Raw genomic sequence first — 18,028 nt, 5'->3', positions numbered from 1 at the left:
AAGATCACCGATGCTTACCGGGCGGGCACAGCGCGCGGAATGCCGACACGGGCACAAGCCATCCACCGCTCGGCCAGATGCTGACCAGGGTCGGAACGGGAGACTCACCCGCTCACACGCCAAGCAACCGCACACCGCGGGCACGGCACACCGCGTGCTCACCCGCTCTACTGTTTCTCGTGGACAATCACGGACCTCACGATCCGCACCGCCCCGCCCAAACCAGCAGACAGGCACTGCCGTTGGAAGTGCAGTCGTTGGCGATCTGCCCAACCACCGCCGCCTCACACGCTGAACCACACCCGGCCCGGCCTCCATCGCTGAGAGACGCTGAGAGACATCGCTGAGAGAATCGATCCTGTGATCCGATGGACCCGTCGAGCCCCACAGTGGGTGGTGGCTCTGGTGGCCGTGTACGTGGTCGTGCTGGTCTTCGTGGGCGCCGCTTCGCACGTCGCCGACCTTGTCCGCAGCGGCCTGCATCCGTACGCATGGGCTCCGGAGTGGCTGAACCTGTACTGGTCCTCACTGGCGGCATTCGACTCGCTGGCGGCCCTGCTCCTGGTCAGCGGGAGGAGAGCGGGGATGGACCTCACGTGCGTGATCACGGCGACTGATCTGATGGCCAACTGGTACGCGGTCTACGGCATCCAACACAGCGGCTTCTTCGCACAGCCGGGCCTGCAACGGCTCACTGCCTTCACGCTGCTCGTGCTCGCAACAGGTCCCTTCGTCCGGTCCCGTCTCAGTCACAGCCACAGCATCGTGTGAAACGGCTCTTGGCGGTCCCGGTCGCTGGTAGAAGTCCAGCACTCGGATGGCCTTGGCGACCAATTCACATCGCGGATACGCACCCAGTCCGGCAAACATCCGCCAAGAAGCCCCCGATTGCGGCTGCGAGCTCTGTCTCAGCCACTGATCCCGCGCAACCCCAGCCGCGCCCTGACCCGGTCTCGGATCCGCTGGGCGGGCAGCCTCATCGTGCCACCGCACCGAGGCAGGACAGCGCCTGTGCCACCGCGGTCTCGCTTGCGGGCAGCAACGGCAGGCGTACCGCCGCTGTGGGAATCCGCCCCTCAGCTGCCAGTACCGCCTTGACCACCGTCGGGTTGGGCTCGGAGAAGACCGCGCGCGCCAGTGACGCCAGCCGGTGACCGAGTGGACGGGCATGCGCCACGTTCCCCTTCTGCCAGGCATCGACCAGTTCGACGTAGTGCCCGGTGGCCAGGTGCGCAGACGCGAGGATCCCGCCTGCCGCGCCCAGGGCGAGCAGCGGGGCAAGGAAGGCATCTTCCCCGGCCAGGACGGCGAAGCCGGGTGGCAGATCGCCCAACAGCTCAACGGTGTCCTGATCCACCGCCCCCATCGCGAGCTTGACGCCGACGACCCCAGGCAACCGACCCAGTCGGCGCAGGGCGTTCACCCCGAGTGCCTGACCGGTCCGGTACGGGATGTGATAGGTCATCAGCGGTACGGGGCTCCGCTCGGCCAGGTGCGCGAAGTGAGCCAGTACCCCCTCCTCCGACGGTCGGACGAACGGGGGGACGGGGACCAGCGCGGCATCCGCCACCCCCGCCAACTCCTGTAGCGCCACCGCGCTCTGTCCCGTGTCGCTGCCTCCGGCGCCTACGATCAGTGTCGCCCCGCGTTCCCGGCACACCCGTGCGCAGACCTCCACCACCTCCCGCTTCTCTTCCGGTGAGAGTGCGGCCGGCTCCCCCGTCGTCCCCAGTGCGACCAGCCCGGATGCGCCTTCGGCCAGTACCGAGCGGGCCAGTGATTCCAACGCCTCCAGCGCCACCGTCCCGTCCTCGGCAAACGGTGTCACCAGCGGTACGTAAATGCCGTGCAGTTCCATGGCTTTGAGCATGGCGATCGCCACTGCACAGGTCCAGTTCACATTTCCGATGGTTCCCGTAAGCTCAGCTGATGCTCGATGTCCGACGTCTGCGTCTGCTACGGGAACTCGCGCACCGGGGCACCATCGCCGCTGTTGCCGAGGCGCTGTCGTTCAGTCCCTCCGCGGTCTCCCAGCAACTGTCCGTGCTGGAGCGCGAGGCCGGTGTGCCGTTGCTGGAGCGTGCAGGCCGCAGGGTTGTACTCACCCCGGCCGCGCAGAACCTCGTCCGGCACGCCGAGGCAGTGCTGGAGCGTCTGGAACGGGCTGACGCCGAACTCGCCGCAGTGCGCACCGGGTTGGCCGGACCGGTACGGATCGGCAGCTACCCGTCTGCGACCCGCGCGATCGCCCCGGCAGCCTTGGCTGCTCTCGCTCGCGAACACCCGGCGCTGGAGGCCAGGGTGACCGATGTCGATCCGGCCGGGGTCCCCGCTGCGCTACGGGCCGGGGAACTCGACCTGGCCCTGGTGCACGAGTACGACTTCGTCCCGTCTGAACCCCAACCCGGCCTGACCGGCCAGGAGTTGTTCACCGAACCGATGTACCTCGCGGCACGGACCCCGAGCTCGTTGGCCGACCACCGCACCAGCCCGTGGATCATGGCCCCGCCGGGCACGCTCTGCCGCGCTATGACGGTACGGGCCTGCCAGGCAACGGGCTTCACGCCCCACGTGCGCCATGAGGTCGACGACTTCGCAACCGTCCTCGCCTTGGTCGCCCTCGGCCAGGGTGTCGCTCTGGTCCCCCACCTCGGCATCGCCGCCTCACCCCCGAGCCTCACCCTCACACGGCTCCCCATCTCCCGCCGCACTCGCACCGTCCATCGCGCCGGCGCTGACGACCACCCGGCCGTTGCCACCGTCACCGCCGCCCTGCGCATGGCAGTCCCGCCAGAGCTACGGTGATCGGCACGCGGCCTTTCGGCGCACAGGTCATGGACCGCCCGAGGGCCGTAAAGCCGGACAGCCTGCCGGTCGCGGTGCTGATCCCGCCCACTGCCGGCTACCGGCGTTCAGCGATCAAGTGCAGCAGGGCCGCCACCCTCCGATAGGGGTCGGTACGACCGGCACGTTCCTCGGAGCGGAGAATGGCGTCGAGCGTCTCCGCGTCCGGCAGTGCCGCATCCGACGCGACAGTGTCGGTGAACACCCGAACCCCGTACCACTGGCGCACGCACATCTCACGCTCGGCCAACGCCGCCGTAAGATCCTCCAGGCGATCGGCACGGGCATGCACACCGATCCGGTTGAGGTAGGACTCCCCCTCGAATGCCCTCTCGACACTGCCCCAATCGCCCAGCAGCCCGGGGCGCATCGCAAGGGCATCGCCGTTGCGTACGAGCAGGGAGACGATCCCGCCTGGCGCCAGGACTTGCCCGACAGCGTCCAGCAGTGGACCGGGATCCGGGAAATACATCAACACGCCCTGGCACAGCACCACATCAAAACTCGACGGCGCGAACATGCCGGCCAACTGCTCGACGTCGCCCTGGATCAGCCGCACCCGGTCGCCGACCTCCACCGGCTCTTCGTCCAACGAGGCGCGAAAGTCGTCAAGAAGCCGGGCCGAGGCGTCCAGTCCCGTGACCAAGTGCCCTCGACGGGCCAGGCGCAGAGCCTGTGTGCCCTGACCGCAACCGACATCGAGCACCCGTCGGGACGGCAGGTCCGGCAGGTGGGCCACCAGCTGTCGCGACACCACTTCCTGGCGCACGACCTGCCGCAAGGTCCCCAAACGAGCCCGCCACTGCTCCTCCCCTGCCGAGAAGTCCATGTCCACGTCGCCTCCTCTGTCGACCGATCCAGGCGGAGCCTAGACGAACGGCTCGTCCCGGCCGCTCGGCTCGGCCACGTTCGGAGCTACCGCCCCACGCCGTATTGCTGGGCGAAGAGCGAAAACCACAGTGGATATGGAGAGGGCCCTCCTCCGGCTCGGTCCTCCCTCCAGGGGCTGTTCGGCGGGTCGTCTGATGGCCAACTGGTGCCCGCTGGCTCTATGTGGGGCCCGGCGATCCGTCAGATACGAAGTGGGCAGGACTCAGCCGCAGTCAACCAACACGCGGGACCGTTCGCGACACCCGCAGTTCCGTGAGATACCGCTTGGTGACCCGGACTCCGTACCGCCTGTCGATCAGCCCGGCGATGCACCTCAGCAGCCCCGGAGAAGTGGCCGGGTCAAAACGCTCGTAGCAGTCCTGGACCTCGACGAAGAACTCCTCGCTGCCGCCCGCCACATGACGCGTGGCGACCACTGCGAGAGCGCCACCGGGCCGCAACGCGTCGGCGGCTTTGACCATCCGCACCGCCGGCTCGATCCAGTGGAACGCCGTCGCCGAGACGACCGCGGATATCCGGGCCTGGCCCGGTCGTACAGCTCGGCGTCCTCGTCGAAGATCCGGCTCAGGTGGACACGGCGCGCTGCGTCAGGCATCTCGCGCATGGCAGCACGCTACGGCCTGCCCGAGGGGTCGCCACAAGGGCTTCGCTTCCCCAAGCCCTTGGCGGCCACGGTCAACGGCCCAAGGTGCGTCCCTCACACTTCCTGACAGCCGTGATCGTGACTGAGCGCGGCACGTGGCGGGTTTCGCCGGATGCCGCGCTCACATCGCGTTCAGCCGTCGTGTCTCGGCAGCGCGTGTAGGCGCTCGCCGCGATGCCCGGCTGACGTCAGCTCACTGGTCGTCGAACTCGTCCCGAACGTCGTCGAGGGACTGCTGCCTGCCCTGCTGCTGGCGCGACTTGTCCTTTTCCTGCTGTCCCCGCTGCTGCGCCTGCTCCCTGGCCTGCTGGGCCTTTTGCCTCGCCTGCTGCGCCTTGGCTTGAAGCTCGTCCTTCATCCCCATTGCGATTGCTCCTTCATAGGTAGGTTGTGCGGGGCGGGTGCCCAAATCGATGATCCTGGAGTAGCCGGGCACCAGCTCTCGCTCCGGGGCAAAGGGGTGAATCGCGTTCCGGCGTCGGACGCGGCCCCTGAGCGAACCCCTTGTGCCCGACGTCCCGGGCACGGGCCGAGGCCGGGTCGGCCAAGAAGGAGCGCGCTGCCTTCCGCCGGCTGCGGATCCGCCGGGAGATGCGCGATGACGTGCACGAAGCTCTCCTCGGCCTCGGATGCACGCCGATCTGCTGGAGGCGGCTCGCGTCACTGCGTCAGGAGTTCCGAGGCGGCGAGAGGCGGGCGGCTCAGTTGAGATCCGCACTGCCCGTCGTACCGCCGTACGCGGCGGGCGCCGCGTCGCGAGAAGACTGTCCGTCCACGGTGGAGGTTGAAAAGACAAAGGCAAGGAGATTCCACTCCTTGCCACTTTCAACTTATAACGCACCGGGGGGCTTGCGGCAAGGCCCGGGAGGTGCCTCAAGATTGTCGGCCGAGACCAGAACCAATGGGAATGGGGGATGTGCGATATGCGTGTGGTGTTGTCGGCGTGGGGATCGCGCGGGGACGTCGAACCGCTGGCGGGACTGGCGGTGGGGTTGCGGGAACTCGGTGCGGAGGTGCGGGTGTGCGCGCCGCCGGACGAGGAGTTCGCGGCACTGCTGGCTCGTGTCGGTGTGCCACTGGTGCCGCTCGGCCCGTCGGTGCGCTCGGTGGTGGCCGGCGAGAAGCCGCCGTCGGCGGCGGACGCGTTCCGGCTCGCTCCCGAACTGGTCGCCGCGCGGTTCGACACGCTCACCGCAGCGGCGCAGGGATGTGACGCGCTGCTGGCAACCGGCCTGATGCCCGCCGGCGCACGGGACGTGGCCGAGAAACTGGGCATCCGCTACGTGTGCGCGTGCTTCCATATCGCCGGACTGCCGTCGCGGCACTTCCGTCCCGGCGTGCGGCCGGGCAAGCCCTCCCCGCAGGACGAGACCGACAACCGGGTGCTGTGGGAGCAGGACGCCCAGAGGGTGAACGCGTTGTACGGCGAGGCGCTCAACAGCCACCGGGCGGCGATCGGCCTGCCCCCGGTGGACAACGTCCGCGACTACGTCCTCACCGACCAGCCATGGCTGGCGGCAGACGCGGCGCTGTGTCCGTCGCAGGGCATGACGGACCTCGACCTCGTGCAGACCGGGGCGTGGATCCTGCCCGACGACCGTCCGCTCCCAGAAGGGTTGGAGGCCTTCCTGGACGCCGGCGAACCGCCGGTGTACGTGGGCTTCGGCAGCATGGCCGCGCACGCCCCGGCGGACATCGCCCGGGTGGCCATTGAAGCGAGCCGCGCGCACGGCCGCCGCGTCCTCCTCGCCCGCGGCTGGGCCGACCTGGCCCCGATCGACGACGCCGACGACTGCTTCGCCGTCGGCGAGGTCAACCAGCAGGCCCTGTTCCGCCGGGTGGCCGCCGTCGTGCACCACGGCGGCGCGGGCACCACGACGACGGCGGCCCGGGCCGGGGCGCCCCAGGTGGTGGTCCCCCAGATCGCGGACCAGCCGTACTGGGCCGACCGAGTGGCCAAGCTGGGCATCGGCGCGGCACACGACGGCCGGACGCCGACCTTCGACTCCCTGTCCGCCGCGCTCACCACGGCCCTGGTGCCTGAGACCCGCGCACGCGCGAGGGCCGTGGCCGGCACAATCCGCTCCGACGGGGCGACGGTGGCCGCGAAACTGCTCCTCGACGCAGTCAGCCAGGAAACGCCGCCCGCGTCCGCGTGAACCATACGGAACCGTCGAGCCAGGGACCGCCGGGCGACGGCACCGGCTTCCGGGATCACTGTGTGGGGAGTGCTCAGCCGCCCGCGGCGGATACCACTTCGCTCGCCACCGGACCGGCGCCGCGGCGCGGGCCACCGCCGCAGGTCACGGGCGAGGGCGAGCATGCGGGTATCCGTCGGTCGCGGTGACCCGGGACGCCTGGGTCTCGGCGACGTGAGGGGCGGTGGATGGGGTGGGGGGAGACGGATGTGGGGTCTGTTCGCCGAGCGAACAGACCCCACCACAGGCACTGTCCAGGCCGTCGTCGTCGGCACGCGCCGGGATCGGTTCGCCTTGAGGTGACGCCGAGTTGGGGCCTCCCTACGAGGTCGCGCCGCCGGCCTTCGGTGTCTGTGGCGCCGCCTCGGCTCTCAGCCCGTCCAGGGTGAGGTCGAGGAGGCGTTCGGCCTGCTCTCGCTGCTCGGGCTTCGCCGAGGTGAGGGCGATCCCGGCGAGGGCGGCGAACATGTCGGTCGGCAGGATGTCGGACCGCAGCACGCCGGCAGCGACCCCGGCGTCCATGAGGGAGGACAGGGCGGCCTGAATCATCTCGCGGCTGTCGGCGTAGGGATCGGCTCCCGAGGCGACGACGGCTCGCAGGGCGTCGGCCATGCCGAGTTTGGCGGTGGCGTAGTCGATGAAGCGACGCGTCCACGCACGCAGGGCCTCACCTGGGGGCATGGTCTCCAGGAGGCCAGGGACGGCGTCGCACAGGCGAGCCACCTCGTTGCGGTAGGCCGCCTCGATCAGGGCCTCTCGGGTCGGGAAGTTCCGGTACAGGGTGCCGCTTCCCACGCCCGCTTCCTTGGCGATGCGCTCGAAGTGCGCGTCCAGTCCTTCCTCGGTGAAGACGCGCACCGCCGCGGCCAGGATCTTGTCCCGGTTGCGCTGCGCATCAGCCCTCCGTGGGCGTCCTGCGTCTGGGGCCATCAGCGGCTCTCCCCTCGCCATCGTTGCTAAGTGGAGACGCCGCCATTTAATCTGGACGAAGTGGCGGCGCCTCCACTTTCACTCTAGGGCATGGCTCGGCCTGCCCTCACTCCTCTCCCGAAAGGGCTGTCGATCATGTTGGGAATCGAAGGCAAGGTCGTGGCGATCACCGGCGCCAGCAGCGGCATCGGGGAGGCGACCGCACTCCTGCTCGCCGAGCACGGCGCGAAAGTCGTCCTCGGAGCACGCCGCCCCGACCGCCTGGAAGCCCTGGCCGCCCGCATCGAAAAGGCAGGTGGTGAAGCCGCCTGGGCCCGCACGGACGTGACGCGGCGCGAGGACCTTGCCGCCCTCGTCAAGCTGGCATGCGACCGGTTCGGCACGATCGACGTCCTCATCAGCAATGCCGGGGTCGGCCTGATCTCCCCCTTGGACGAACTCCGCGTCGAGGACTGGGAGCAGATGATCGACGTCAATCTCAAAGGCGTGCTGTACGGCATCGTGGCTGCTCTGCCCGTATTCCGGCAGCAGGGCTCCGGACACTTCGTCAACACCGTTTCCACCGCCGGACTGCGGATCGTTCCGCTCCAGTCGGTCTACGCCGCCACGAAGAATGCCGTCCGTACCCTCTCCGAGGGCCTGCGCCAGGAAGCCGGCGACAGCCTGCGCGTCACCGTCGTCTCACCGGGCTTCGTCCGCACGGACTTCGCGGAAGCCATGCCGAACCCCGAGATAAAGACCCAGATCCTCGACAAGATGGACGAGATCGCGATCTCACCGGACGCGGTGGCTCGCGCCATCGCCTTCGCCATCGAGCAGCCGGACGGCGTCGACGTGGGCGATATCGTCGTCCGTCCCACCGCGCAGGATTAACGGCCCGTTCGCCATCTCGCACCGGCGCGCCCGGCGCCGGCGCCGTCACACACGCCGGCTCCTCGGGCAGGGGGCTCCCCTCCATCACGCCCGTCTCGGTCGGCACCGTCGTGGTCAGTCGCGTGGCGAACGGCGTACGACGGTCGCTCCGACTCGGCGCGAGCAGGCGACACTTGGGCTGTAGGCGGCCACGGACGACCGCTGCCGCGACACACGCCACCCCACACCCGTCGCGCCCTCCCCCGCAGGTGGACAACCCTCTTCCCCTCTGGGGAAGAGGTGTCGCCGCCGTCGACTGGATCTCTCCCCCTGCCTGACGGGGAAGGACCTCCTCCTCGGCCCGAGCCGTCCGGCAGGCAGGCGCGATCGGCGGCTCGACGCGTCGCGGAGTGATCCGATGCGCTCCCCCGACCGCCGACAGAAGCGATCAGCCCGGTCCCCGGCAACGCCGGTGTGACCTCTTTCACACGACAGCACCCCGGGCTCCACGAGCCCGAAGCCGCATGCACGCCCGGTGCGAACACCGAGCGCACCCCGGGCCGGCGGCAGCCGGACGGCCGTCGTACCGCCCCGGCCGACACCGCCGCCCGCAGACAGCTACCGTTGCCGCGACCGCGTCGATGAAGAAGAAGCAGACGTCCTGCTCGTGGCTGGTCGACCGGGCCAGGCGACGCCGAAGGGGACCGCGAAGGCGGCCTCGCGTGACAGAGGGAGATCCGATGAGCAAGGCCAAGAGGACGGACGCCCAGTCGCCTGCGCCGCACGTTGCCGACAGCCACGACCTGATCCGTGTGCACGGCGCGCGTGAGAACAACCTCAAGGACGTCAGCATCGAGATCCCGAAGCGCCGGCTGACGGTGTTCACCGGCGTGTCCGGCTCGGGGAAGAGTTCGCTGGTGTTCGACACGATCGCGGCGGAGTCGCAGCGGTTGATCAACGAGACGTACAGCGCCTTTGTTCAGGGCTTCATGCCGACGCTGGCGCGGCCCGAGGTCGACGTCCTGGAGGGGCTGACGACCGCGATCACCGTCGACCAGCAGCGGATGGGTGCCGACCCCCGCTCCACGGTCGGCACCGCCACCGACGCCAACGCGATGCTGCGCATCCTCTTCAGCCGGCTCGGGAAGCCGCACATCGGCCCGCCCAGTGCGTATGCCTTCAACGTGCCCTCGGTGCGGGCGAGCGGTGCGATCACCGTCGAGCGGGGTGCCAAGAAGGCGGAGAAGGTGACCTTCACCCGCACCGGCGGGATGTGTCCGCGCTGCGAGGGCCGGGGCGCGGTCACCGATCTCGACCTCGCCCAGCTTTACGACGACGCCAAGTCGCTCGCCGAGGGCGCGATCACCGTTCCCGGCTACAAGGCGGGCGGCTGGAACTACCGGCTCTACAGCGAGTCGGGCTTCTACGACGCGGACAAGCCGATCCGCAGGTACACGAAGAAGGAGCTGCACGACTTCCTCCACCGCGAGCCGATCCGGATGAAGATCGCGGGCATCAACATGACGTACGAGGGGTTGATCCCGCGGATCCAGAAGTCGATGCTCTCCAAGGACCGGGAGGCGATGCAGCCGCACATCCGGGAGTTCGTGGACCGGGCGGTCACCTTCACCACCTGCCCCGAGTGCGACGGTACGCGGCTCAGCGAGGGGGCCCGGTCATCGAAGATCAAGCGGGTCGGCATCGCCGATGCGTGCGCGATGCAGATCAGCGACCTGGCCGAATGGGTCCGCGGTCTGAAAGAGCCGTCGGTGGCGCCGCTGCTCGCGACGTTGCTGCACAGTCTTGAGTCGTTCGTGGAGATCGGTCTGGGTTATCTCTCGCTCGACCGGCCGTCGGGCACGTTGTCCGGCGGTGAGGCGCAGCGCGTCAAGATGATCCGGCACCTCGGATCCTCGCTCACCGATACCACCTACGTCTTCGACGAGCCCACCACGGGCCTGCACCCGCATGACATCCAGCGGATGAACGACCTGCTGCTGCGGCTGCGGGACAAGGGCAACACGGTGCTCGTCGTGGAACACAAGCCGGAGACGATCGCGATCGCGGACCACGTCGTCGACCTGGGCCCCGGGGCGGGTACCGCGGGCGGCACCGTGTGCTTCGAGGGCACCGTCGAGGGGTTGCGGGCCGGCGGCACCGTCACCGGCCGGCATTTCGACGACCGGGCCGCGCTCAAGGAGACGGTGCGCAAGCCCACCGGACGACTTTCGATCCGCGGCGCGTCGACGCACAATCTGCGCGATGTCGATGTGGACATCCCGCTGGGGGTGCTTGCCGTGGTCACAGGTGTCGCCGGCTCCGGCAAGAGCTCGCTCGTGCACGGGTCGATCCCTGCGGGCGCGGAAGTGGTGTCGGTCGATCAGGGCGCGATCCGCGGTTCGCGGCGGAGCAACCCGGCGACGTACACCGGACTGCTCGACCCGATCCGCAAGGCGTTCGCGAAGGCCAACGGCGTGAAGCCGGCGCTGTTCAGCGCCAACTCCGAGGGTGCCTGCCCCACCTGCAAGGGCGCCGGCGTCGTCTACACCGACCTGGCGATGATGGCGGGCGTCGCCACCACCTGCGAGGAGTGCGAGGGCAAGCGGTACGAGGCGTCGGTGCTGGACCACCACCTCGGCGGTCGCGACATCAGCGAGGTGCTGGCGATGTCGGTGGCCGAGGCCGAGGAGTTCTTCGGCGACCGCGAGGCACGCACGCCCACCGCGCACAAGATCCTTCAGCGGCTCGCCGACGTCGGGCTCGGTTACCTCAGCCTCGGCCAGCCGCTGACCACGCTGTCCGGCGGCGAGCGGCAGCGGCTCAAACTGGCCACGCACATGGCCGAGAAGGGCGGTGTCTACGTCCTCGACGAGCCGACCGCCGGTCTGCATCTCGCGGATGTCGAGCAGTTGCTCGGTCTGCTCGACCGGCTCGTCGATTCCGGTAAGTCGGTCATCGTCGTCGAGCATCACCAGGCGGTGATGGCGCATGCCGACTGGATCATCGATCTCGGTCCCGGCGCCGGTCACGACGGCGGCAAGATCGTCTTTGAGGGCACGCCCGCGGATCTCGTCGCCGCCCGCGCCACCCTCACCGGTGAACACCTCGCGGCCTACGTCGGCGCCTGACCGGGGCGCTCACGGACGCCGTGAGTTCCACATCTCGCCGTACTGCCGTGGCTGACCGAGCGCTCCGGGAGGTTCGGCGAGTTCAGGCGGTTCGGCGAGTGCAGCACAGATGAGCCGGGCATCCGGCCGGAGGCGTTCGGCCCGAGGCTGGATGCCGGCGTCGCTCGGGGGGGGAAGGTGAGCTGAGCGACGCACGCGGGATCGTCGGTCCCGTCGCGTTCACAGAAGCACCCCCTTTCAACGCCTTCACGCTCTTCGGTGCGGTTCTCTCTTCCCTTCCCTGCCGTGTGTCTGCCTTGCTGGTATTGCGGCCCTTTTCCGGTTCGTGCGGTGGGTATCCGCGCGCCGTCAGGGAGGGAGAGCGGCATGGCAACGGCCCCGGTGGAACGCTCCTCGTCGGTTCTTGAGCAGGTGACCAACCCGGGTGCGCTGCGGTCGCTGTCGGACGGGGACCTTGCCGTGTTGGCAGAGGAGATCAGGCAGTTCCTGGTGGCGAAGGTGTGCGCCGCCGGTGGCCATCTGGGTCCGAATCTGGGCGTGGTCGAGCTGACCTTGGCGCTGCACCGGGTCTTCGACTCCCCCGATGACGCGCTGGTCTTCGACATCGGTCACCAGGCATATGTGCACAAGCTGCTGACCGGGCGTCGGGATCGTTTCGACGCGCTGCGGCGACGGGGCGGCCTCTCTGGGTATCCCTCGCGTCCGGAGTCCGTGCACGACCTGGTGGAGAACTCGCACGCGTCCACCGCCCTGTCGTATGCGGACGGGCTGGCCAAGGCTCGGCAGCTGGCCGGTGAGCAGGAGCGTGCCGTGGTGGCGGTCATCGGGGACGGGGCGCTGACCGGTGGCATGGCGTGGGAGGCGCTGAACAACTTGGGCGGCGCCCCGGATCGGCCTGTGACGGTGGTGGTCAACGACAACGGCCGCTCGTACGCCCCCACCACCGGTGCACTCGCCGGGCACCTGCACATGCTCAGGTACGGAGGTGGGGCGGAGGCATGCCGAAACTTCTTCACCGACCTGGGGTTTGTCTACTTCGGGCCGGTGGACGGGCACAACACCGCGGAGGTGGAGGGCGTGCTGCGCCGGGCGCGTGCCGTGAAGCGGCCGGTGGTGGTGCATGTGATGACCGTCAAGGGCAGAGGCCATGCGCCCGCCGAGGCGGATACGGCGGACTGTCTGCATGCCGTCGGTGCGGTGGACCCGGCCAGCGGACGGCCCGTCTGCACGCCGTCCGCTCCGTCGTGGACGAGCGAGTTCGGCCGGGCGTTGGTGGAGGTGGCTGCCGACCATCCCGAGGTGGTCGCGATCACCGCGGCGATGCTGTTGCCCACCGGGCTCGGGTTGATGAAGGAGCGGTTTCCCGGGCGGGTCTTCGACGTGGGGATTGCCGAGCAGCACGCCGTCACCTCGGCGGCGGGCCTGGCCATGGGCGGTTTCCATCCTCTCGTCGCGATCTACTCGACGTTCCTGAACCGGGCCTTCGACCAGCTGCTGATGGATGTCGCCTTGCACCGGCTGCCGGTCACCTTCGTCCTGGACCGGGCCGGTATCACCGGCCCGGACGGGCCCAGCCATCACGGCATGTGGGATCTGGCGCTGCTGTCCACGGTCCCCGGGCTGCGCCTGGCCGCTCCCCGCGATGCGGCCCAGCTGCGTCGTCTGTTGTCGGAGGCGGTCTCCTGGGGCGAGGGCCCGACTGTGCTGCGGCTGCCCAGGGCCGCCGCCGGGGTGAGTATGGGGGCCCTGGCGCGTATGGACGGCATGGACATCCTGTACCGCAGCAAGGGTCGTCCGCTGGATGTGCTGATGGTGCCCGTTGGGCCGCTGGCCCAGGCGGCCCTGGAGGCAGCCGGTGTGCTGGACACCGAGCACGGTGTCGGGGTGACGGTTGCCGACCCGCGCTGGGTGTTCCCCGTCAATGAGGGTCTGGCGTCACTGGCGGCCCGCCATCGGCTGGTGGTGAGCGTGGAAGACGGCGTTCGCACCGGCGGCGCGGGCGCGGCCCTGGCCGGGCGGTGCCAGGACGAGGGCGTGACGACTCCCGTTCAGGTCCTCGGCCTGCCCCACGCCTTCATCCCACACGGCTCTCGCCCAGGGCTGCTGGCCGAGGCGGGGCTGGACGCCGCGGGCCTGGTCCGTGCCGTCCTGGCCTCCCTCGGCCACCGGTATCCGGCCCCTGCCACAGCTCGTCGCCTGGGAGGGATCCCATGACCGCCGTCGCTCTCGGCCTGCCCGCCCTGCCCGCGCCCCGGACTCCGGTGCGCCGCCGCCCCACCCGTCAACTCCGCGTCGGGACGGTGCCCGTCGGCGGCGGCGCACCGGTCAGCGTGCAGACCATGACCACCACCAACACCGCCGATGTGGACGCCACACTGCGGCAGATCGCCGCGGTGACGGCGGCCGGGTGCGACATCGTCCGGGTCGCCGTGCCCTCCGCCGATGATGCCGAGGCCCTGCCGAGGATCGTGGCCAAGTCGCCGATCCCGGTGATCGCCGACATTCACTTCCAGCCCCGCTACGTCTTCGCCGCGCTCGACGCCGGCTGTGCCGGGGTCCGCGTCGCGAGTCGCTGCGACTATCCCCTGCACCTGGGCGTCACCGAGGCAGGGCCCGCGTTTCAAGGAGCCATCAAGTCCGCGGTCGCCTTCGGTGTCCTGCTGTCGGAGGGAATAGGCGACACCATCCGGGTCTCCCTGTCGACCGATCCGATCGAGCAGGTCAAGGCGGGCTGCCACATCCTGGCCTCGCTCGATCTGCGCCCCCGCAGGCTCGAGATCGTCTCCTGCCCCGGTTGCGGACGTCTCCAGGTCGACATCCACCGACTCGCCGCCCAGGTCGAAGCCGCCTTCGACGGCTTCCCGCACCCGCTGCGCATCGCGGTGATGGGGTGCGTCGTCAACGGTCCGGGCGAATCGAGGGAAGCCGACCTCGGCGTCTCCTGCGGCAACGGCAAGGGGCAGATCTTCCGACGCGGCCAGGTCGTCAAGACCGTCCCCGAATCCCACATCGTCGACGCACTCCTCGACGAAGCCCATGCCCTCACGGCGATGGCCGAGCCCGCGGCAGAGATCACCCCTCGACACCGCCAGGGCAGGTGAACAGCCTTGACCACCGCACCCGTCCAGTCCGTGGCCGAGCCGTTGGACCTTCCGGACCTGCGCTGCCGGGTCGACGCCGTGCTCCATCAGTTCCTTCAGGCCAAAGCCGTCAAAGCAGCGGCCCGGAACCTGCCCGAGGAAGGCGCCCATGTGCTGGCCGAATTCCTCGTAGTTGGGGGGAAGCGGCTGCGGCCCGTGCTGTGCGCGCTGGGCTGGCAAGCGGCGAGCGGTGCACCGCCGCCCGAGCCTGTGGTGCGGGTGGCGGCTGCCGTGGAGATGTTCCATGCCTTCTGCCTCATCCACGACGACATCATCGACCAGAGCCACACCCGCCGCGGCCACCCCACGGTCCACCGCGCTCTCGCCCGACAGTACGGCGCCGGCCGGCCCGGCCCGCTCGCCGAGCGCCTGGGCACCGCCTGCGCTCTCCTCATCGGCGACCTCGCCCTGGCCTGGAGTGATGAGCTCCTCCACACCGCAGGCCTGACCAGTCGTCAACTCACCGCCGTGGTACCGGTCATGGATGCCATGCGCAGCGAGGTGATCCACGGTCAGTATCTGGACGTGACCGCCACCGGAGCCTTGACCGCGGATCTGGAGCGGGCGCTGGCGATCATCCGCTACAAGACGGCCGGATACACCGTCGAGCGGCCCTTGCACATCGGCTCCGTGCTCGGCGGCGCCCGGCAGGCGCTGCTACGGGAGTTGTCCGCCTACGCGCTGCCGCTGGGCGAGGCGTTTCAACTGCGCGATGACCTCCTCGGCGTTTTCGGCGACCCGAAGGTCACGGGCAAGTCCCATCTGGAGGACCTGCGCGAGGGCAAGCACACCGTGCTCGTCGCCCTGGCCCTGCGCGATGCGGCACCCCGCCATGCGGCCATCCTGCGCCGCCTGGTCGGCAATCCGCAGCTCACCGTGGCGGAGGCGGCCCAGGTCCGCGACATCCTCACCGTCACCGGGGCCCGCACACAGGTCGAGGAGATGATCGCCGAGCGGCGTAGGCAGGTGCTGCGGCTGCTCGCCTCCGCACACAGCATCCGCCCCGTGGCCCGGCAGACGCTACGGCAGTTGGCCGACACCGCGACGCGGCGTACCTCATGAACACGGTGCCGTCCGCCTGTCGCATGCCGCACTTCGCCCTGCCGCGCGCTCTGGCCGCGGCTGCCGCATCCCGTGCTGCGCAGGCTTATTCGTGTGGATGACCCGGCCGGCATGTGCGGTCTCCGGGTGTCTGCCCGCGTCCGATGAAGGCGGCACGATGGCCTACGGCGAGGGCGCATCACCTCCGAGCCCGTCTCCCCCGGACAACGGGGTCGCGGAGAACCGGAACAGCACGTCGACGCCCTTGGAGACATGAACGTCGTTGCCTCGCCCGAGAGTTCACCCGCGACTCGTCCGCACCTGTTTCACCGCGTTCGGTCACGAACCCTTGTGCTCGTTTCTGTTCTACACAACACTTCTCAACGAACAGAAACACACACCACTGAACATTTCCGAGTCATGGGCGACGCCCGGTCGAGCCGAGGAGAGCAGACATGACGCAGTTCAGCCGACGTGGATTCCTGAGCGCGGCTGCGGTGGGAGCCGCATCCGTAGGCGTCGCCCTGGGCGGCAGCCGCACAACCTTTGCCCAGGCCCAGAGCCCGAGGGGCCTGACCGTCCACGGTCACGAATTCCTGCTGGACGGCAAGCCGTTCCGGATCCTCTCGGGTGCCTTCCACTACTTCAGGACGCATCCCAAGGACTGGCGCGACCGGTTGCTGCGCATGCGGGCCATGGGCCTGAACACGGTGGAGACCTATGTCGCCTGGAACTTCCACCAACCGTACGAGAGAAAAGCAGACTTCACCGGATGGCGCGACGTCACCGCCTTCATACGGACCGCGGACGAGCTCGGGCTGAAGGTGATCGTGCGACCGGGACCGTACATCTGCGCCGAATGGGACTTCGGCGGCCTGCCCGCCTGGCTCCTCAAGGACAAGGACGCTCCGCTGCGCCGTTCCGACCCCGCGTACGAACGGGCCGTTGATGCCTGGTTCGCCGAACTGCTACCCCGGTTCGTCGATCTACAGGCCACGCGCGGCGGGCCCATCATCGCCATGCAGGTCGAGAACGAGTACGGCAGCTACGGCGACGACCACGCATACCTGGGACATCTGCGGGACACCATGCGGGCACAGGGCATCGACAGCCTGCTGTTCTGCTCCAACGGAGCCACCCAGGACGCCCTGAAGGCCGGCACCCTTCCGGATCTCCTGGCCACCGTCAACTTCGACGGCGATCCCACCGGACCCCTCGCGGAGTTGCGTAAGTTCCAGCCGGACAAGCCGCTGTTCTGCACGGAGTTCTGGGACGGCTGGTTCGACCACTGGGGAGAGCGGCACCACACCACCGACCCGGCACAGACCGCCACCGACGTGGGCAAGCTCCTCGAAGCAGGAGCGTCGATCAACTTCTACATGGCAGTGGGCGGCACCAACTTCGGCTGGTCTGCCGGTGCCAATCTCAGCGGCAGCACCTATCAGCCCACCGTCACCAGCTACGACTACGACTCCCCGATCAGCGAATCCGGCGAACTCACCGAGAAATTCCACAAGGTGCGCGACGTGCTCGCCAAGTACACCACGCTGCCGAGCGCGCCCCTGCCGCCCACACCACGCCGGATGCCGCCCCAGAAGGTCGCAGTCCGCGAGTCGGTGCCGCTGATGCACGCCCTCGACACACTGAGCACTCCGGTGCGGCGTACCACACCCGTCCATATGGAGGCCCTCGGGCAGCCGCACGGGCTGATCCACTACCGCACGCGGGTGCGCGGGCCGCAGGGGGCCAAGAGCCTGAAGATCACCGGGCTGGGCGACCGAGCGCTGGTCTTCGGCGACGGCAAACGGATCGGCACCTTCGACCGCAACCAGCCCGACCACACCGTCGAATTCACCGCCGCCGCCACGACCACCACCCTCGACCTCCTGGTGGACCCCACCGGGCGGGTCAACTTCGGCCAGGGCCTCAACGACCCGAAGGGAATCAGCGGCAAGGTACTCCTCGGCGACGAAGAACTCCGCAACTGGGAGATCCGCCGACTGCCCCTGGAAAACCTCTCCACTTTGGCATTCGGCAGCGCAGACACCCCGACCGGCCCCGCATTCCACCGAGCCCGGATTCATGTCGACACCCCCGCGGACGGCTTCCTCGCCTTTCCGGGCTGGGACAAGGGCATGGTCTGGCTCAACGGCTTCGCACTCGGCCGCTACTGGTCACTCGGTCCGCAGGTCACCCTGTACGCGCCGAGCCATCTATGGCGGAGGGGGCAGAACGAACTCGTCGTGCTGGAGATGGAACGGACCGGGAGCCGGATCGAAGTACGGTCTGCACCCGACCTCGGCTAGTGTCCTGCGCCAGAGATCCGTCGGCAGAAGTGGGCGAGGGAGCCGAGGATTTCCT

13 protein-coding genes and 1 pseudogene are annotated in these 18,028 nt (G+C 69.2%); 9 read left to right on the top strand and 5 right to left on the bottom strand.

Features of this window, described 5'->3' with window-relative positions; all coding sequences use genetic code 11:
* The first annotated feature begins 360 nt into the window (after nt 1-360).
* Nucleotides 361-771 carry a hypothetical protein gene (locus IEZ17_RS31690; protein WP_229852838.1) on the top strand — a complete coding sequence of 137 codons (411 nt, stop codon included), beginning with the start codon at nt 361-363 and terminating at the stop codon, nt 769-771.
* Between the two features lie 205 nt (nt 772-976).
* On the opposite strand, the gene IEZ17_RS31685 is transcribed toward IEZ17_RS31690, so the two are convergent.
* A complete protein-coding gene (locus IEZ17_RS31685; RefSeq protein WP_229852851.1) occupies nt 977-1,870 on the bottom strand; it encodes a dihydrodipicolinate synthase family protein in 894 nt (297 codons plus the stop codon).
* 59 nt (nt 1,871-1,929) lie between these two features.
* Between IEZ17_RS31685 and IEZ17_RS31680 the strand changes: the two genes are divergently transcribed.
* Nucleotides 1,930-2,805 carry a LysR family transcriptional regulator gene (locus tag IEZ17_RS31680; RefSeq protein ID WP_189306180.1) on the top strand — a complete coding sequence of 292 codons (876 nt, stop codon included), beginning with the start codon at nt 1,930-1,932 and terminating at the stop codon, nt 2,803-2,805.
* 97 nt (nt 2,806-2,902) lie between these two features.
* On the opposite strand, the gene IEZ17_RS31675 is transcribed toward IEZ17_RS31680, so the two are convergent.
* From IEZ17_RS31675 to IEZ17_RS31665, 3 genes and pseudogenes are all read right to left on the bottom strand, one after another.
* Nucleotides 2,903-3,673, bottom strand: a complete 771-nt coding sequence (locus IEZ17_RS31675; RefSeq protein WP_229852850.1) for a class I SAM-dependent methyltransferase — start codon at nt 3,671-3,673, stop codon at nt 2,903-2,905.
* Between the two features lie 274 nt (nt 3,674-3,947).
* Nucleotides 3,948-4,241: pseudogene (locus IEZ17_RS31670) on the bottom strand (class I SAM-dependent methyltransferase); the annotation flags it as partial.
* 330 nt (nt 4,242-4,571) lie between these two features.
* Nucleotides 4,572-4,742, bottom strand: a complete 171-nt coding sequence (locus tag IEZ17_RS31665) for a hypothetical protein (protein WP_189306175.1) — start codon at nt 4,740-4,742, stop codon at nt 4,572-4,574.
* Between the two features lie 559 nt (nt 4,743-5,301).
* Between IEZ17_RS31665 and IEZ17_RS31660 the strand changes: the two genes are divergently transcribed.
* On the top strand, nt 5,302-6,537 hold the full coding sequence (locus tag IEZ17_RS31660) for a glycosyltransferase (RefSeq protein WP_189306174.1): 1,236 nt from the start codon (nt 5,302-5,304) through the stop codon (nt 6,535-6,537).
* A gap of 360 nt (nt 6,538-6,897) precedes the next feature.
* On the opposite strand, the gene IEZ17_RS31655 is transcribed toward IEZ17_RS31660, so the two are convergent.
* Nucleotides 6,898-7,506 (bottom strand): TetR/AcrR family transcriptional regulator, encoded by a 609-nt coding sequence (locus IEZ17_RS31655; RefSeq protein ID WP_189306172.1) that lies wholly within the window; start codon nt 7,504-7,506, stop codon nt 6,898-6,900.
* A gap of 135 nt (nt 7,507-7,641) precedes the next feature.
* Here IEZ17_RS31655 and IEZ17_RS31650 point away from each other — a divergent pair, with 135 nt between their 5' ends.
* The 6 genes from IEZ17_RS31650 (at nt 7,642) to IEZ17_RS31625 (ending at nt 17,973) form a co-directional block, all read left to right on the top strand.
* On the top strand, nt 7,642-8,379 hold the full coding sequence (locus tag IEZ17_RS31650) for an SDR family oxidoreductase (RefSeq protein ID WP_189306170.1): 738 nt from the start codon (nt 7,642-7,644) through the stop codon (nt 8,377-8,379).
* Nucleotides 8,380-9,098: 719 nt separating this feature from the next.
* Entirely contained in the window at nt 9,099-11,486 is a 2,388-nt protein-coding gene (locus IEZ17_RS31645; protein WP_189306167.1) for an ATP-binding cassette domain-containing protein, read from the top strand.
* A 366-nt stretch (nt 11,487-11,852) separates the two neighbouring features.
* Nucleotides 11,853-13,700 (top strand): 1-deoxy-D-xylulose-5-phosphate synthase, encoded by a 1,848-nt coding sequence (locus IEZ17_RS31640; RefSeq protein ID WP_189306165.1) that lies wholly within the window; start codon nt 11,853-11,855, stop codon nt 13,698-13,700.
* The gene (locus IEZ17_RS31635) at nt 13,697-14,587 is read left to right on the top strand and encodes a flavodoxin/ferredoxin-dependent (E)-4-hydroxy-3-methylbut-2-enyl-diphosphate synthase (protein WP_189306163.1); all 891 of its coding nucleotides are present in this window, start codon (nt 13,697-13,699) and stop codon (nt 14,585-14,587) included. Before IEZ17_RS31640 ends, IEZ17_RS31635 begins: the two co-directional genes overlap by 4 nt.
* A 6-nt stretch (nt 14,588-14,593) precedes the next feature.
* Nucleotides 14,594-15,688 carry a polyprenyl synthetase family protein gene (locus IEZ17_RS31630; protein ID WP_189306162.1) on the top strand — a complete coding sequence of 365 codons (1,095 nt, stop codon included), beginning with the start codon at nt 14,594-14,596 and terminating at the stop codon, nt 15,686-15,688.
* A 434-nt stretch (nt 15,689-16,122) separates the two neighbouring features.
* Nucleotides 16,123-17,973 carry a glycoside hydrolase family 35 protein gene (locus IEZ17_RS31625; RefSeq protein WP_189306160.1) on the top strand — a complete coding sequence of 617 codons (1,851 nt, stop codon included), beginning with the start codon at nt 16,123-16,125 and terminating at the stop codon, nt 17,971-17,973.
* The last annotated feature ends 55 nt before the right edge of the window (nt 17,974-18,028 follow it).

The sequence above is a fragment of the Streptomyces albospinus genome, assembly GCF_014648695.1.
Classification (GTDB): Bacteria; Actinomycetota; Actinomycetes; order Streptomycetales; family Streptomycetaceae; genus Streptomyces; species Streptomyces albospinus.
Note: the sequence above shows the minus strand (reverse complement) of the source record. Positions and strands in the feature narration are given on the sequence as shown.

Bases quoted from the DNA above. Each gene is read 5' to 3' on its own strand.
- IEZ17_RS31685 (WP_229852851.1), bottom strand. From the start codon at position 1,870: ATGCTCAAAGCCATGGAACTGCACGGCATTTACGTACCGCTGGTGACA.
- IEZ17_RS31680 (WP_189306180.1), top strand. From the start codon at position 1,930: ATGCTCGATGTCCGACGTCTGCGTCTGCTACGGGAACTCGCGCACCGG.
- IEZ17_RS31675 (WP_229852850.1), bottom strand. From the start codon at position 3,673: ATGGACTTCTCGGCAGGGGAGGAGCAGTGGCGGGCTCGTTTGGGGACC.
- IEZ17_RS31665 (WP_189306175.1), bottom strand. From the start codon at position 4,742: ATGGGGATGAAGGACGAGCTTCAAGCCAAGGCGCAGCAGGCGAGGCAA.
- IEZ17_RS31660 (WP_189306174.1), top strand. From the start codon at position 5,302: ATGCGTGTGGTGTTGTCGGCGTGGGGATCGCGCGGGGACGTCGAACCG.
- IEZ17_RS31655 (WP_189306172.1), bottom strand. From the start codon at position 7,506: ATGGCCCCAGACGCAGGACGCCCACGGAGGGCTGATGCGCAGCGCAAC.
- IEZ17_RS31650 (WP_189306170.1), top strand. From the start codon at position 7,642: ATGTTGGGAATCGAAGGCAAGGTCGTGGCGATCACCGGCGCCAGCAGC.
- IEZ17_RS31645 (WP_189306167.1), top strand. From the start codon at position 9,099: ATGAGCAAGGCCAAGAGGACGGACGCCCAGTCGCCTGCGCCGCACGTT.
- IEZ17_RS31640 (WP_189306165.1), top strand. From the start codon at position 11,853: ATGGCAACGGCCCCGGTGGAACGCTCCTCGTCGGTTCTTGAGCAGGTG.
- IEZ17_RS31635 (WP_189306163.1), top strand. From the start codon at position 13,697: ATGACCGCCGTCGCTCTCGGCCTGCCCGCCCTGCCCGCGCCCCGGACT.
- IEZ17_RS31625 (WP_189306160.1), top strand. From the start codon at position 16,123: ATGACGCAGTTCAGCCGACGTGGATTCCTGAGCGCGGCTGCGGTGGGA.